Consider the following 14,824-nt stretch of genomic DNA (forward strand, 5'->3'; position numbering starts at 1 on the left):
CTCATGGATAGAGCAGGCCTTCGGACCAGTCCTGGCCGGTGCGGGTGAACAGCCGGCGCTCGTGCAGGCGGTGGGCGCGGTCCTGCCAGAATTCGATCCGGTGCGGCGTGACGCGGTAGCCGCCCCAGTGCGGCGGGCGGGGGACGTCCCCGCCCTCGAAGCGCGCCTTCGCTTCCTCGAACCGGGCCTCGAAGGTCTCGCGCGCATCGAGCGGGCGCGACTGGTCCGAGGCCCAGGCGCCGAGCTGCGAATCGCGGGCGCGGGTGGCGAAATAGGCGTCGCTCTCGGCATCGGTGGCGAAGCGCACGCTGCCCTCGATGCGGACCTGGCGGCGCAGCGACTTCCAGTGGAAGAGCAGGGCGACCCTGGCGCCGTCGCCCAGGTCCTGCGCCTTGCGGCTCTCGCGGTTGGTGTAGAAGACGAAGCCGTCCGGGCCATGGCCCTTGAGCAGCACCATCCGGGCGGAGGGCTGGCCGTCCGCGCTCACCGTCGCCAGCGTCATCGCGTTGGAATCATTGGGCTCGCTTTCGCGGGCTTCGCGGTACCAGGCGTCGAACAGGTCGAAGGGATCGGTGCGCATGGCAGGGGCTCTAATCGTCCCCCGGGCGAGTGTCGAGGAACGACTCCCCTGCTGGCACATTGAATCGGCTTCGCAACGAGGAGAGCGCCATGGCGGGGCGCCGCGATCCGAGCGAGCGGCTGGACGGGATCGCGGCGCGCGCGAGGACAGGCCGGCGAAGGAGGTCGTGATGAAGAAGCCCGTGCCGCTGTCCGAGTCGCTGTCCGCGCCGCCCGGATCGTCGATCGCGATCAGCAGCCGCGACCGGGTGATCTTCCCCGGCGACGGCCTGACCAAGGGCGACCTGGCCGATTATTATCTCGCCGTCGCTCCGATCCTGCTGCCCTGGCTCGCCAACCGGCCGATCAGCCTGGTGCGCTGCCCCCAGGGGCGGGCGCGGCGATGTTTCTTCCAGAAGCACGACGCCGGCAGCTTCGGCGCGCATGTCCACCATGTCGACGTGCGCGAGAAGGACGGGTCGGTCGAGCCCTATCTCCATGTCGACGATGCCGACGGGATCCTGGCCTGTGTCCAGATGGGGACGATCGAGTTTCATGGCTGGGGCAGCCTGGCCGCCGATATCGAGAAGCCCGACCGGCTGGTGTTCGACCTCGATCCCGACGAGGGGCTCGACTGGGCCGATGTGCGCAAGGCCGCGGCCGATCTGAAGGAGCATCTCGCCGAGATCGGGCTGACCAGCTGGCCGATGCTGACGGGCGGGAAGGGCGTGCACGTGGTGGTGCCGCTGGCGCCGGAGGCGGAATGGCCCGAGGCCAGGCGCTTTTGCGAGCGCTTCGCCCGCGCGCGCGCCGAGGCCGAGCCGGACCGTTTCACCGCCAACCTCAAAAAGGTGCACCGCAAGGGCAGGATCTTCATCGACTATCTGCGCAACCAGCGCGGCAGCACCGCGGTGCTGCCCTATGTGGTCCGCGCCCGCGAAGGCGCGCCGGTCGCGGCGCCGGTCGGCTGGAGCGAGCTGCGCGACATCGACGGCCCCCGGCACTTCACGCTTCGGGACCGCGCCGGGCTGATCGAGCGCGCGACCGGGCGGGCGCTCGCGGGCTGGGGGCTGGCGGAGCAGGTGCTGCCCGATGTCTAGGGTGAGGACCCGGACACGCCTTTGAAACCATGTCCGTCATCTTTGAAACTACGCCCGTCATCCCCGCCGTCGCAGGCGGGCCCCCAGCCATGTCCGGATCGGCAGGTCCCACCAGCCATGGGCCATCCAGGCGACCAGCAGCAGGAACGGCACCAGCGCGATGCCGATCGCGACCAGCGCGCCCTGCGAGGCGTGGCCGTTCGCGACGAAGTTCATCCAGACATAGAGGAAGGGGAAATGGGTGATGTAGATCGGATAGGAGATGCGCCCGCTCGCCTTGCACAGCCACAGCATGCCGCGCCCGGGCTCGGAATGGCGGCCGGCGACGAGGATCGCGGGAAATAGCAGGATGACGACCAGCGCCTCGTAGAGCCCGTTGAGCCTGATGCCGCTTATGGTCGGCAGCGTGGGCGCGGCGATCGCGGCGAGCATCGCCAGCGACAGGGGCAGCCAGCCGATCCGCACCTTCGGCAGGCGCTCGCGCACCCGATAGAGCCACAGGCCGGTGAGGAACGGAAAGAACAGGCGCACCGGCGCCATCCAGAAGGTCTCCCAATAGGAGCCCTGGTCCAGCGTGCCCTGCATCACGGCACCGGCCGTCAGCGCCACCCCGCTCGCCCCCGCCAGCAGGGCGAGCCACCTCGCCGGCAGCCGGCGCAGCACCAGCGCATAGGCGAGATTGCCGAGATATTCCTGGAACAGCGTCCAGATCGGCCCGTTCAGCGGATGGGTGTCGGTCCAGCGATTGGGCAGCGGCCAGCTCGGCAGCGCGAACAGGCACAGGGCGAAGGCGACCAGCACCTGCCGCAGCGGTACCGCCTGGGCCTGGCCGGCAAAGGGATCGAGCAGATAGCTGGCCAGCCCGAGCAGCGCGCCGAGGATGACGAGCGGATGCAGCCGGATCAGCCGGAGGGAGACGAAGCGGCCCACGCCCATCCGGCCCCAGCGATCATCATAGGCATAGCCGATCACGAACCCCGACAGCGCGAAGAAGAAGTCGACGGCGAGCGGCGCATGGTGCAGCACCACCCGGGCGCCGTCCCATTTCACCGTGATGCCCTGGATGTGGAAGAGCACCACGATCAGCGCGGCGGTGCCGCGCAGGCCGTCCAGCACCTCGAAATGCGCCTTGCCGGTCGCCGTCCGGTCGGGCGCGCCCGGCCTCCCTCCGGCGATCGCGTCGCCCATTGCCCTGTCAGCGCTGTCGGCCACGCGGCCCCCTCCCTGGTGCGTTGCCGCGATTGGTGTCCGGTCGCCGGGCAAACTGCAAGGCCGATCGCGATCCGCAAGAGTGGCGGTTGTTAGTTGCAAACGATTCTTAATATCACTAATGGCTCCGGCGAGGCGCGTGGGACGGCGCGCGTGGATCTGAAAAGGGGTCGTCGACTTGCATGTGAAGCTTTCCCTCTGCCTGGGCGTGGCGCTGGCCGCGCTGGCCAATCCTGCCTTCGCCCAGGCGCAGGACGCCCCGAAACCGGCCGAGGAGGGCGAGATCGTCGTCAGCGGCCGCTACACGCTGCCCGACAAGATCGACACCGCGACCGGCCTGGGCCTGACCGTGCGCGAGACGCCGCAATCGGTGAGCATCGTCACCGCCCAGCGCATCCTCGACCAGAATCTGATCAGCATCGCCGACGTGATCCAGAACGGCGTCGGCGTGACGGTCAACGAAGTCGACGATGTGCGGAACAGCTTCTACGCGCGCGGCTTCGAGATCCGGAACACCCAGCTCGACGGCGTGCCGACCAACTGGACGCTGGCGGGCAGCGCGGGCGAGACCAATATCGACGTGTCGATCTTCGAGCGGGTCGAGATCGTGCGCGGCGCGACCGGCCTGCTGAGCGGGGCGGGCGATCCTTCCGCTTCGGTCAACCTGGTCCGCAAACATGCCGATGCGCGCGACTGGGGCGGCTATGTCAGTGCCAGCTATGGCAGCTGGAACAGCCGGCGCGTCTCGGGCGATGTCGGCGGGGCGATCACCGCCGACGGGCGGGTGCGGGTTCGCGCGGTCGGCCGCTACGAACAGGGCGACTCCTATATCGACCTCTACAGCAACAGGAAGTTCGTGCTCTACGGCGTGGTCGACGCCGATGTGACCGACAATACCCTGCTGCGCATCGGCATCAGTCACCAGGAGGCGAAGCCCGACGGCGCGACCTGGGGGGCGCTGCCGACCTTCTACAGCGACGGCAGCCTGACCCGCTGGCCGCGCGACAAGACGCCGGCGGCACCCTGGACGCGCTGGGACACCATCAACCAGAACATCTTCGCCACGATCCGCCACGAATTCAGCGACCGCTGGAGCATCGTCGCCAACTATAACCGGGTGAAGAACGCGCAGCAGACCGAGCTGCTCTATCTCTCGGGCCTGGTCGACAAGGCGACCGGCCGGATCCAGTTCGCCTTCCCCTACAAGGACCAGGGCAACAACATCCAGAACAGCTTCGACGGGCAGCTCAAGGGCCTGGTCAAGCTGTTCGGGCGCGATCACGAAGTGGTGCTGGGCGCGCTGCACAGCACCCAGGATCGCGACACCGCGACCTTCGCCGCGCTCACTTTCCCGCCGGGCACCGATTTCGAGCGGTTCGGCGGCAGTTCCTATCCCTATCCGGGCTTCTCGACCACGCCGGCGGTGGGCGAGAAGACCAAGATCAGGCAGGAAGGCTATTATGCCGCGATGCGGCTCAACCTCACCGATCGCTTCAAGCTGATCGGCGGCGGGCGGCTGGCGAGCTGGAACATCAACGGCGTCCAGTTCGGCGTGACCACCGATTACGGCAACGACAACGAGTTCATCCCCTATGTCGGCGCGCTGTACGACATCACGCCGAACCACCGGCTCTATGCGAGCTACACCCGGATCTTCCAGCCGCAGAACAATCGCGACCGCAACCTCAACCTGCTCGCGCCGCTGAACGGCAAGGCCTATGAGATCGGCGTTAAGAGCGCCTTTTTCGGCGAGGCGCTGCAGACTTCGGTCGCGCTGTTCCGCATCGAGCAGGACAATGTCGCCCAGCCCGACATCGTGGTGACGCCGCCCAACGGCCTGCCGCAGCAGACCTATGTCGCCGCCCAGGGCGTGACCAGCGACGGCTTCGAGGTGGAAGTGACCGGCCGGCCGCTGCCGGGCTGGAACGTCAATTTCGGCTATAGCCAGTTCAAGGCCGAGGATCGCGACGGCAAGCCCGCCAACACCGATCAGCCGCGCCGCCTGCTCAAGCTGTTCACCACCTATGCCGTCGATCGCTTCACGATCGGCGGCGGCGTGAACTATCGCAGCAGGGCCTATACGCCGAGCGCCAACCCGGTGACCGGCGCGCCGTTCGACTTCCAGCAGGACGGCTATGCGCTGGTAAGCCTGATGGCGCGCTTCGCAGTGACGGAGCGGCTCCAGCTCCAGGCCAATCTCGAGAACGCGCTCGACAAGACCTATTACAGCCAGGTCGGGTTCTTCAGCCAGTATCGCTACGGCGCACCGCGCAACTTCACCGTGAGCGCGAGCTATCGGTTCTGACAAGGGGGCAGGGAGGTGCTCCCGGCGCCTCCCTCGTCCCGAGAGAGGAGAGTGACGATGAAGAAGCTTCTGCTTGCCGCCGCCGCGATGCTGATCGCCGCCCCGGCCGCCGCGCACGAGGTCTGGGTGGAGCGGGACGGCACGGGGCCGGCGCGCATCTATCTGGGCGAGCCGAACGAAGCGGTGCCCGCCAATGGCGATCCCGAATTCCCCAGGCTGCAAGCGCCCCGGCTGGTCGGCGGCACGGGCGCGCTGACGCGGCGCGCCAACCATATCGAGGCGGCGGTGGAAGGCACCGGCGACGTCCGGGTGCGCGACGATGCGGTGTTCGCGCCCTGGGCGGCGGGCGAGGGCAGGCAGGGCGCGATCTTCTATGCCCGTGCCGGCAGGGCGGAGACCGGGCACGGGCTCGATCTCGAGCTGGTGCCGGTGGCGGCGAACGGCGACACGTTCACGCTGCTCTTCCGCGGCAAGCCAGTGCCAGCCGCCAAGCTGTCGATCGTCACGCCCGATCGCTGGCAGAAGGGCTTCGTTACCGATGCGGGGGGGCGGATCACGGTGCCCCGGCTGGGCAGGGGCCGCTATCTGGTCAGCGCCGCGCACGTCGAGAACGCGCCGGCGAAGCTGGGCGGCCAGGACGTGACGAGCGTGATGCACGTCTCGACGCTCACTTTCGTGCGCTGAACCGAACCGGGGCGCCGCGCGGAGCGGCGCCCCGCGCGGCGCATCCCATGTTGCCATGCAGCAGGGATTCCCGCACTAGGTCTCCGGGATAGCTGGGGACGAAGCTTGGCGAGCAGCGCCGCACCTCTGTTCGACACGCGGACGATCGCTGATCGGTGGATCGCGGATTATTGCGCGGCCGCCAGCGCGGGCGACATGCTCCGTGCCCGAGCCGCGGAAGACGCCGCCTGGCCGGCGGTGTTCGAAGAGCTGGCCGGGCTTGCGGGCGCGAATCTCGAAGGCGCGCGCGAGCGGGCGCGCCGCCATGCCGAGGATATCGGCACCGGCTTCCGCATCGCCGGCGAAGGCGAGGAACGCCCCTGGCCGCTCTCTCCGGTGCCGCTGCTGATTCCGGAGGCCGAATGGCAGGGCATCGCCGCCGGCATCGTCCAGCGCGCCGAGGTGATGGAACGGGTGCTCGCCGATCTCTATGGCGAGGCGCGGCTGGTCGCCGACGGGCATGTGCCGGCGGCGCTCGTCACCGGCAGCCCCTTCTTCCTGCGCCCGCTCGCCAATCTCGTGCCGCCGGGCGGCTGCCATCTCCAGGCGGTGGCGATCGACCTGGGCCGCGGCCCGGACGGCGCCTGGCGCGTGCTCGCCGATCATCTGCGCGCGCCGGCCGGGGCCGGCTATGCGCTCGAGAACCGGCTGGCGATGGCGCAGACGCTGGACGGGCTCCAGACCCGGCTGAACATCGCCCGGCACGCGCCCTTCTTCGCTGCCTTTCGCGAGGGCCTGGCCGCGCGCTGCCGGCGCGCCGAGCCCCGCATCGCGCTGCTCACGCCCGGCCGGCTCGATCCCAGCTATGCCGAGCAGGCGCATCTCGCCCGCTATCTCGGCTGGCTGCTGGTCGAGGGCGGCGACCTCGCGGTGCTCGACGACCGGCTCTATGTCCGCACCATCGCCGGGCTGAAGCGGGTGGACGCGCTGTGGCGCCGGCTCGATCCGCGCCTGCTCGATCCGCTGGCGCTCGACAGCCATTCGACGGTCGGCGTGCCCGGGCTGGTCGATGCCATGGCCGCGGGCAATGTCGTGATCGCCAACGCGCCGGGCGCCGGGCTGCTCGAGGCGCCGGCCTTCGCCGCCTTCCTGCCGCGGCTCGCCGAGCTGCTGACCGGAGAGCCGCTGCGGCTGACCGGCATCGCCACCTGGTGGTGCGGCGAGGACAGGGGGCGCGAACATGTCGAGGCGGCGCTCGATGCGCTGCTCGTCGCGCCGGCCTTCGGCGTCGCGCCGCTCGGCCTGCCCGAGGGGAAGCCGGTGCTGGGTTCGGCGCTTCAGGGCGAGGCGCGCGCCGGGTTGCTCGCCGACATGGCGCGCCGGCCGCAGGACTATGTTGGGCAGGAGGTCTTGCATCTCTCGACCATGCCGGTGGTGGCCGAGGGCCGGCTCGCCGCGCGCCCGTTCACGCTGCGCGTGTTCGCCGCGCGCGGGGCGGATGGCGCCTGGACGGTGCTTCCCGGCGGGTTCGCGCGGATCGGGGAGCATGCCGATGCCCGGGCCGCGGTGATGGGCGAGGGCATGTGGTCGGCGGACGTCTGCGTCCATGGTTCCGATCCCGTCGAACCGGTCTCGCTGCTGCCCTCGGGCGATTCGACCCGGCTGCGGCGCAACCCGGGCACGCTTCCCAGCCGGGTCGCCGACAATCTGTTCTGGCTCGGCCGCTACCTGGAGCGGGGCGAGGCGCAGCTCGGCGTGATCCGGGTGCTGCTCGGCAACTCGATCAGCGCCGACACCGGCGCCGCCCTCGCCGCGGACACGGTGGGCCGGCTCGCCGACATCCTCGTCGCGGGCAATGCGGCGCCGGCGCCCCGGGCGCTCCGCCGGGCCGACCTGACCGAGCTTGCCCGCGCGGCGCTCGAGGAGGGCGGGGGCTGGTACAGCGTCGCCGCGATCAACGCCCAGGCACGGATGATCGGCGCCGTCTCGCGCGATCGGCTGGCGGCGGACATGGCGCGGCTGCTCGACGCGCCCTTTCCGGCGCGCGGGGGGCTGCTCGACAGGGCGGGCTCGCTCCAGCGGCGCTATTCGGCGCTGGCCGGGCTTGCCGCCGAGCATATGGCGCGCACCGACGCCTGGCGCTTCCACGACCTGGGCCGGCGGATCGAGCGGGCGCTGGCGACGCTGCGCTTCCTGCGCGCCTTTGGCCGGACGGACGCGACCGGCGACGATCTCGGCACCCTGCTCGACCTGGCCGACAGCCAGATCAGCTATCGCCAGCGCTATCTGACCGGAATCGCCCGCGTGCCGGTGCTCGATCTGGTCACGCTCGATCCGGGCAATCCGCGCGGCATCGCCTATCAGGCAGCGGCGATCTCGGGCCATCTGAACGCGCTGCCGGTGCTCTCGGACGACGGGCTGGCCGAGCCGCAGCAGGAGCAGGCGCGCGCGCTGGCGGCGATCCTGGTGACCACGCAGGCGGCGCGGATCGACGACGCGCTGCTCGCCGGGCTGGAGCTGCGCCTCGCCCAGCTCTCCGATGCGATCGCCCGGCGCTATTTCCTGCAGGGGGCGGAGCCGCTGCGCGCCGCCGGGCTGGTCCTCGCCTGATGCTCTACCGCATCCGCCATGTGACGCGGTTCGACTATGCCCAGCCGGCGGCGTTCGCGCGTTGCAACCTGCGGCTGAAGCCGATCGCCTGGTCGGGCCAGCAGGTGCTCGACTATGCCCTGTCGGTGGAGCCGGGCGGGCGCGCCTTTCCGGCGCGGGCGGAGGCGGGGCTCGCCAATGTCGTGCGGCTGGTGCTCGAGGCGCCGACCCGCACGCTGACGATCGAGAGCAGCGCGCGCATCCGGGTCGACCGGCCGATCCCGGTGCCGTCGCCGGGCGACCGCACGCTCGCCGAGATCGCCCGGCTGGCGCGGGGAAGCCGCGACGCCTCGCCGGCGGGCCCGGCCGCCTATCTCTTCCCCTCGCCGCAGATCCCGCTGGACGCGGCGATCGCCACGTGGTGCGCGTCCGACCTGGCGCCCGATCGGGGCGTGCTCGACGCCGCCCATGCGCTTGCCGTCCGGATCCAGCGCAGCTTCGATTTCGATCCCAGCGCCACGCTGGTCGACACGCCGCCGCGCGCCGCCTTCGACAAGCGGCGGGGCGTCTGCCAGGATTTCGCGCAGATCATGATCTCGGGCCTGCGCGCCGCCGGCCTGCCCGCCGCCTATGCCTCCGGATATCTCCGCACGCTGCCGCCGCCGGGCCGGCCCCGGCTGGTCGGGGCGGATGCGACTCATGCCTGGGTGCTGGTCTGGGCCGGGCCCGAGCCGGGCTGGGTCGGCATCGACCCCACCAACGGCATCTGGATGGCCGAGGACCATGTCGTGGTCGCGATCGGCCGCGACTATGCCGAGATCGCGCCGATCGACGGCATCGTCCTGGGGGCGGGCGCTCAGGACATGCACGTGTCGGTGGATGTCGAGCCGCTGGAGGAGACGGCGGCATAGGCATTTGTTCCGGGCGGGGAGTTTGTCCCCGGCCCTTGCGTTAGCCGGCGGACACGCCGAAATACGGCGCGTTCGAAGGGGTTTTGATGGCAGCTGATCCGTATTCCGTCCTGAACGTGGCGCGTGGCGCGAGCGAGGCCGATATCAAGAAGGCCTATCGCAAGCTCGCCAAGGAGCTGCATCCGGACCGCAACAAGGACAATCCCAAGGCGGCGGAGAAGTTCAGCCAGGTCACCCAGGCCTATGACCTGCTGACCGACAAGGACAAGCGCGCCCGCTTCGATCGCGGCGAGATCGATGGCGACGGCAACCCCGTGAACCCGTTCGGCGGCTTCGGCTCGGGCATGGGCAGCGGCGGCCAGGGCGGCTTCCGCGCCGATTTCGGCGGCGGCGGCGGCGGCGAGGCGGGCGGCTTCGGCGACATATTCGAGGGGCTGTTCGGCGGCATGGGCGCGCGGCGCGGCGGCGGCGGTTTCTCCGGCGGCTTCGGCGATTTCGGCCGCCGGGCCGCGCCCAAGGGCGCGAACATCGCCTATCGCCTGGCGGTGAGCTTCGAGGATGCGGCCAGGCTGGCGGCGCAGCGCATCACGCTGCGCGACGGCAAGACGATCGACCTCAAGCTCCCCGCCGGGCTCGAATCCGGCACCCAGATGCGCCTTGCCGGCAAGGGCGAGGAAGGGCCGGGCGGCGCGGGCGACGCGATCGTGACGATCGAGATCCAGCCGCACCGCTTCTTCCAGCGCGAGGGCGACGATATCCGGCTGGACCTGCCGGTCACTCTGTCCGAGGCCGTGCTCGGCGCCGAAGTGCGCGTGCCGACGCCGGACGGCCCGGTGATGCTCAAGGTGCCCAAGGGCTCCTCCTCGGGCAAGACGCTGCGCCTCAAGGGCCGCGGCTTCCACAAAAAGGCCGCGGGTTCCGCGGGCGGGCGGGGCGACCTGCTCGTCACGCTGATGGTCGAGCTGCCGGTGGACGACGATGCGCTGATCGCGTTCGCCAGGGGCTGGAGCGACAAGGGGAACCCGCGTGGCCGCATGGGCGTCTAACACCTTGTGACAACAGGGGAAGATTCGGGCGACGCGAAAGCGGGGCCGGGGCTTTGGTCCCGCATCCTCGGCTTGCTCGCCCGTATCGGCCTGGGCCCGCGCTTCTGGCACGTGGTGAAGCGCGTGCTGGTCGGCACCTTCGCCGACGGATTCACCTATGCCGGCAACCTGGCCTATCTCAGCCTGGTCACGCTCTTCCCCTTCTTCATCGTCGCCGCCGCGATCGCGCAGCTGATCGGCCGCAGCTCCGAGGGCATCCATACGCTGGAGGCATTCCTGCATACCGTGCCGCCCGACGTGGCCGAGTTGCTGCGCAAGCCGGTGTCGGACGTGCTGATGGCGCGGACGGGCAACCTGTTGTGGTTCGGCGCGATCGTCGGCCTGTGGACGGTGGCCGGCTTCATCGAGACGATCCGCGGCATCTTGCGCCAGGCCTATGGGGTCCGCTCGGGCACGCCCTTCTGGCAATATCGGCTGGGGGCGATCGGGATGATCATCGCCTCGGTGATCATCACCATGGCGGCGTTCAGCTTCCAGGTGATCCTGACCGGCGTCGAGCAGTTCCTCTACAACATCTTCCCCTGGGCGTCCGAGGCGCAGCGCATCGTCTCGCTGAGCAAGATCGCGCCCGCCATCGCGCTGTTCGGCGCGCTCTACATCCTGTTCTACTCGCTCACCCCCGGCCGCTACCGGAAGAGCAAATGCCCCAAATGGCCGGGCGCGCTGTTCACCGCGGCCTGGTGGCTGCTGGTCACCGCGCTGCTGCCCAAGATCCTCGGCACGCTCGGCAATTACGACCTGACCTATGGCAGCCTGGCCGGCGTGATGATCGCGCTGATCTTCTTCTTTCTCGTCGGACTGGGGCTCGTCGTCGGCGCGGAGTTGAACGCGGCTCTGGCGGAAACGCCCGAGAACGGTCTAGAGGAGCCCAGAGAAAGGGAGAATACGCCGTCGTGACCGGATTGATGCAGGGCAAGCGCGGGCTGATCATGGGCCTCGCCAATGACAAGAGCCTCGCCTGGGGCATCGCGAAGAAGCTCAGCGAACAGGGGGCCGAGCTGGCGTTCAGCTATCAGGGCGATGCGCTGCTGAAGCGCGTGAAGCCGCTCGCCGAGCAGCTGGGCTCGGACACGCTGATCGATTGCGACGTGTCCGACATGGATGCGCTCGACACGGCGTTCGCCACGCTCAAGGCGAAATGGCCGACGATCGATTTCGTCGTCCATGCGATCGGCTTCTCCGACAAGTCGCAGCTGCGCGGCAAGTTCTACGACACCACGCTCGACAATTTCCTGATGACCATGAACATCTCGGCCTATTCCCTGGTTGCGGTGGCCAAGCGCGCGCGCGAGATGATGCCGGACGGCGGCTCGATCCTGACGCTCACCTATTACGGCGCCGAGAAGGTGATCCCGCATTACAACGTGATGGGCGTGGCCAAGGCCGCGCTGGAGGCCAGCGTGAAATATCTCGCGGTCGACATGGGCCCGGAGAATATCCGGGTGAACGCGATCTCGGCCGGCCCGATCCAGACCCTGGCCGCGCGCGGGATCGGCGACTTCAACTATATCCTCAAGTGGAACGAGCTGAACTCGCCGCTCCGCCGCACCGTGACGATCGAGGATGTCGGCGGCGCCGGGCTCTACATGCTCTCGGACCTGGCGGCCGGCGTCACCGGCGAGATCCACCATGTCGATTCGGGCTATAACGTGATCGGCATGAAGGCCGAGGACGCGCCGGACATCGCGCTGAGTTGATGACGTTCGGCGCGCTGGCTGCGATCATGGGCCTGGCGGCGGTTGCTGCCGGACTCGTCTATTGGCTGGATCGGCGTGCCTCGCGCCGCAGCTATCGACCGCCGGCGCAGTCGAGAGCTTCGGCAGGCGCAGTTGCTGCTGAGCTTTGCCGCGGCCAGGGGGATTCCATGCTGGTTCCAGACCGATCCCTGGCTTTTTGTCGAAGGTGCCGGGCGTACCTTCCTATGCCTTGGCGCGAGCGCGGCGGCGTATCTGCTCCTGTCTCGCATGCCTTCGCGACTATAGCTTGAGGTGGCCATGAGCATTGCTATCCGACCCGCGACGGGTGGGGATGTCGCCGCGATCGACGCGCTGCTGCGCCGGGCCTTTCCGGCGGAGGACGAGGCCCGGCTGGTCCAGCGGCTGTGCATCGACGGCGACATGGTGCTGACCCTGGTGGCGGACGACGAGGAGACGGGCGCGCTCGCCGGCATGATCGCGTTCAGCCGGATGGACGTGGCGATCGCCGGCAAGCCGATCGCGGCGGTGGCGCTCGCGCCGCTGGCGGTCGAGGCGGCCTGGCGCAAGCAGGGCGTGGGCGAGGCGCTGGTGCAGGCCGGGATCGCCCAGCTCGCCGATGCCGGCGGGGTGCTCGCCTTCGTGCTCGGCGATCCGGCCTATTATGGCCGCTTCGGCTTCGCGGCGGAATGGGCGCGCGGATTTGCCTCGCCCTATGCCGGCGACTATCTGATGGCGCTGCCGCTGCAGGGCGGCGCCATGCCGTGCGGCGTGCGCGGCGCCGCGACGCATGCACCGGCATTTGCCGCCCTCGGCCAGGATGTTTGAGCTGAACGCCAACATCGTCGTCATCGCCTTCGCATTCACCGGGGCGCTGGGCAGCTTTCTCGATGCGCGACGGTCCGGGACGCCGCTGGTTCCCGCAATACGCGGCGCGGCGGGCATGCTGGTGTCGCTCGGGATCGTCAGCATCCTCTACTGGATGGCGCTGAACGCGCTGCGCCTCCCATGGAATTCCCTGGCCGGCTTTGGGCTGGGGCTGGTCTTCGGCTTGGGCGGGGCGTTGGTGCTTCTTTCTTTCAAATCCTGGCGACATCGGCGAGGAGGGTGGCGATGAGCTTCAACACCTTCGGACGCGTCTTCCGCTTCACCACCTGGGGCGAGAGCCATGGCCCGGCGCTGGGCGCGGTCGTGGACGGCTGCCCGCCGGGGCTGGCGCTGTCCGAGGGCGATATCCAGCCCTTTCTCGACAAGCGCCGCCCGGGCCAGTCGCGCTTCACCACCCAGCGCCAGGAGCCGGACCAGGTCCGCATCCTCTCGGGCGTGTTCGAGGGCCGCACCACGGGCACGCCGATCGCGCTCCACATCGACAATGTCGACCAGCGCTCCAAGGACTATTCGGAAGTCGCCAAGGCCTATCGCCCCGGCCATGCCGATTATGCCTATGACGCCAAATACGGCTTTCGCGACTATCGCGGCGGCGGGCGCAGCTCGGCGCGCGAGACGGCGGCGCGGGTGGCCGCGGGCGCGGTGGCGCGGCTGGTCATCCCCGAAGTGACGATCCTCGCCTGGGTGGAGGCGATCGGCGGCGACGCGATCGACTATGCCAATTTCGATGCGGCCGAGATCGGCAACAATCCGTTCTTCTGCCCCGATGCGGAAGCGGCGAAGCGCTGGGAGGCGCTGGTCGACGGCGCGCGCAAGGCGGGCTCGTCGCTCGGCGCGGTGATCGCCTGCGAGGCGAGCGGGGTGCCCGCCGGCTGGGGCGCGCCGCTCTATGCCAAGCTCGACAGCGAGCTGGCCGCCGCCTGCATGTCGATCAACGCCGTGAAGGGCGTCGAGATCGGCGACGGCTTCGCGGCGGCGGCGCTCACCGGCGAGCAGAATGCCGATGCGATGCGCCCGGGCAATGACGGCAGGCCGGTCTTCCTCGCCAACCATGCCGGCGGCATCGCGGGCGGCATCTCGACCGGCCAGCCGGTGCGCGTGCGGGTGGCGTTCAAGCCGACCAGCTCGATCCTGACGCCGGTGGAGACGGTGACGCGCGAAGGCGATGCGACCGAGATCATGACCAAGGGGCGCCATGATCCCTGTGTCGGCATTCGCGGCGTGCCGGTGGTCGAGGCGATGATGGCGCTGGTGCTGGCCGATCAGAAGCTGCTCCACCGCGCCCAGATGGGCTGAGCGTCCCAGGCCCGGGGCGTGGCGCGAATCTCCCGTCCCGACGATCTTCGCTTCTTCGGCCCGTCCCTCGTCCGGCTCGGCTCGCTGCCCAGCCGTGCGCGGGCCGGGGCTGGCCGTAACATCGGGAAACAATCCGGACATGCGGGGCGTCTCGAAGGGTCTTCGGCAAAAACCGAAGGAGGATTGCCCCGTATGTTGCTCAAGACCCTGATCGGCGCCGCGGCGCTGCTGGCCGCCCCCGCGGCCTTCGCCCAGACCACTTCCCCCACCGATCCGTCCGCGACGCCGCCGACGGAGCACCCCGCTCCTGCGCCGGCACCCGATCCGAGCGCCAATCCCCCGGCGCCCGCGCCGGATGCCACCACGGCCACGCCCGCGCCGGATCCGGCTGCCCCAAGCCATGACCCGGCGACGTCCGAAGACACGGACAAGCGCGGCAAGAAGGACAGGAAGAAGCCCCATTAAGGGCTCCTGACGCAGGAGATGCGCTACCCGCCCCGGCCGG

Annotated in this window: 13 protein-coding genes and 1 pseudogene; 12 read left to right on the forward strand and 2 right to left on the reverse strand. The window is 69.7% G+C overall.

Annotated features, from left to right (window positions below; all coding sequences use genetic code 11):
• Position 1: 1 nt before the first annotated feature.
• The gene (gene pdxH / locus OMP43_RS01125) at positions 2 to 640 is read right to left on the reverse strand and encodes a pyridoxamine 5'-phosphate oxidase (RefSeq protein WP_280277655.1); all 639 of its coding nucleotides are present in this window, start codon (positions 638 to 640) and stop codon (positions 2 to 4) included.
• Between the two features lie 73 nt (positions 641 to 713).
• Here pdxH and ligD point away from each other — a divergent pair.
• Positions 714 to 1,658 (forward strand): annotated as a pseudogene (gene ligD, locus OMP43_RS01130) (non-homologous end-joining DNA ligase); the annotation flags it as partial.
• A 57-nt stretch (positions 1,659 to 1,715) separates the two neighbouring features.
• Here the strand turns inward: ligD and OMP43_RS01135 are convergent.
• On the reverse strand, positions 1,716 to 2,870 hold the full coding sequence (locus OMP43_RS01135; protein ID WP_280277656.1) for an acyltransferase: 1,155 nt from the start codon (positions 2,868 to 2,870) through the stop codon (positions 1,716 to 1,718).
• A 181-nt stretch (positions 2,871 to 3,051) separates the two neighbouring features.
• Here OMP43_RS01135 and OMP43_RS01140 point away from each other — a divergent pair, with 181 nt between their 5' ends.
• The 11 genes from OMP43_RS01140 (at position 3,052) to OMP43_RS01190 (ending at position 14,784) form a co-directional block, all read left to right on the forward strand.
• Positions 3,052 to 5,172 (forward strand): TonB-dependent siderophore receptor, encoded by a 2,121-nt coding sequence (locus tag OMP43_RS01140; protein WP_280277657.1) that lies wholly within the window; start codon positions 3,052 to 3,054, stop codon positions 5,170 to 5,172.
• 57 nt (positions 5,173 to 5,229) lie between these two features.
• Positions 5,230 to 5,856 carry a DUF4198 domain-containing protein gene (locus OMP43_RS01145; protein ID WP_280277658.1) on the forward strand — a complete coding sequence of 209 codons (627 nt, stop codon included), beginning with the start codon at positions 5,230 to 5,232 and terminating at the stop codon, positions 5,854 to 5,856.
• Between the two features lie 105 nt (positions 5,857 to 5,961).
• Positions 5,962 to 8,445, forward strand: a complete 2,484-nt coding sequence (locus tag OMP43_RS01150; RefSeq protein ID WP_280277659.1) for a circularly permuted type 2 ATP-grasp protein — start codon at positions 5,962 to 5,964, stop codon at positions 8,443 to 8,445.
• Positions 8,445 to 9,335, forward strand: coding sequence for a transglutaminase family protein (locus tag OMP43_RS01155; protein ID WP_280277660.1), 891 nt, complete (start codon positions 8,445 to 8,447; stop codon positions 9,333 to 9,335). Before OMP43_RS01150 ends, OMP43_RS01155 begins: the two co-directional genes overlap by 1 nt.
• Before the next feature lie 86 nt (positions 9,336 to 9,421).
• The gene (locus OMP43_RS01160; RefSeq protein ID WP_280277661.1) at positions 9,422 to 10,381 is read left to right on the forward strand and encodes a DnaJ C-terminal domain-containing protein; all 960 of its coding nucleotides are present in this window, start codon (positions 9,422 to 9,424) and stop codon (positions 10,379 to 10,381) included.
• Between the two features lie 72 nt (positions 10,382 to 10,453).
• Positions 10,454 to 11,338, forward strand: a complete 885-nt coding sequence (locus tag OMP43_RS01165; protein WP_280277662.1) for a YihY/virulence factor BrkB family protein — start codon at positions 10,454 to 10,456, stop codon at positions 11,336 to 11,338.
• On the forward strand, positions 11,335 to 12,138 hold the full coding sequence (gene fabI, locus OMP43_RS01170; RefSeq protein WP_280277663.1) for an enoyl-ACP reductase FabI: 804 nt from the start codon (positions 11,335 to 11,337) through the stop codon (positions 12,136 to 12,138). Before OMP43_RS01165 ends, fabI begins: the two co-directional genes overlap by 4 nt.
• 297 nt (positions 12,139 to 12,435) lie before the next feature.
• Entirely contained in the window at positions 12,436 to 12,963 is a 528-nt protein-coding gene (locus OMP43_RS01175) for an N-acetyltransferase (RefSeq protein ID WP_280277664.1), read from the forward strand.
• Positions 12,956 to 13,252, forward strand: a complete 297-nt coding sequence (locus tag OMP43_RS01180) for a hypothetical protein (protein ID WP_280277666.1) — start codon at positions 12,956 to 12,958, stop codon at positions 13,250 to 13,252. Before OMP43_RS01175 ends, OMP43_RS01180 begins: the two co-directional genes overlap by 8 nt.
• Positions 13,249 to 14,319: a chorismate synthase gene (gene aroC, locus OMP43_RS01185; RefSeq protein WP_280277668.1), complete on the forward strand. Its 1,071-nt coding sequence runs from the start codon at positions 13,249 to 13,251 to the stop codon at positions 14,317 to 14,319. The genes OMP43_RS01180 and aroC overlap by 4 nt, the downstream gene beginning before the upstream one ends.
• A gap of 192 nt (positions 14,320 to 14,511) precedes the next feature.
• A complete protein-coding gene (locus OMP43_RS01190; RefSeq protein ID WP_280277669.1) occupies positions 14,512 to 14,784 on the forward strand; it encodes a hypothetical protein in 273 nt (90 codons plus the stop codon).
• The last annotated feature ends 40 nt before the right edge of the window (positions 14,785 to 14,824 follow it).

The sequence above is a fragment of the Sphingomonas sp. CBMAI 2297 genome, from assembly GCF_029870595.1.
GTDB lineage: Bacteria > Pseudomonadota > Alphaproteobacteria > Sphingomonadales > Sphingomonadaceae > Sphingomonas.

Bases quoted from the DNA above. Each gene is read 5' to 3' on its own strand.
- pdxH (WP_280277655.1), bottom strand. From the start codon at position 640: ATGTGCCAGCAGGGGAGTCGTTCCTCGACACTCGCCCGGGGGACGATT.
- OMP43_RS01190 (WP_280277669.1), top strand. From the start codon at position 14,512: ATGTTGCTCAAGACCCTGATCGGCGCCGCGGCGCTGCTGGCCGCCCCC.
- aroC (WP_280277668.1), top strand. From the start codon at position 13,249: ATGAGCTTCAACACCTTCGGACGCGTCTTCCGCTTCACCACCTGGGGC.
- OMP43_RS01180 (WP_280277666.1), top strand. From the start codon at position 12,956: ATGTTTGAGCTGAACGCCAACATCGTCGTCATCGCCTTCGCATTCACC.
- OMP43_RS01145 (WP_280277658.1), top strand. From the start codon at position 5,230: ATGAAGAAGCTTCTGCTTGCCGCCGCCGCGATGCTGATCGCCGCCCCG.
- OMP43_RS01160 (WP_280277661.1), top strand. From the start codon at position 9,422: ATGGCAGCTGATCCGTATTCCGTCCTGAACGTGGCGCGTGGCGCGAGC.
- OMP43_RS01155 (WP_280277660.1), top strand. From the start codon at position 8,445: ATGCTCTACCGCATCCGCCATGTGACGCGGTTCGACTATGCCCAGCCG.
- OMP43_RS01175 (WP_280277664.1), top strand. From the start codon at position 12,436: ATGAGCATTGCTATCCGACCCGCGACGGGTGGGGATGTCGCCGCGATC.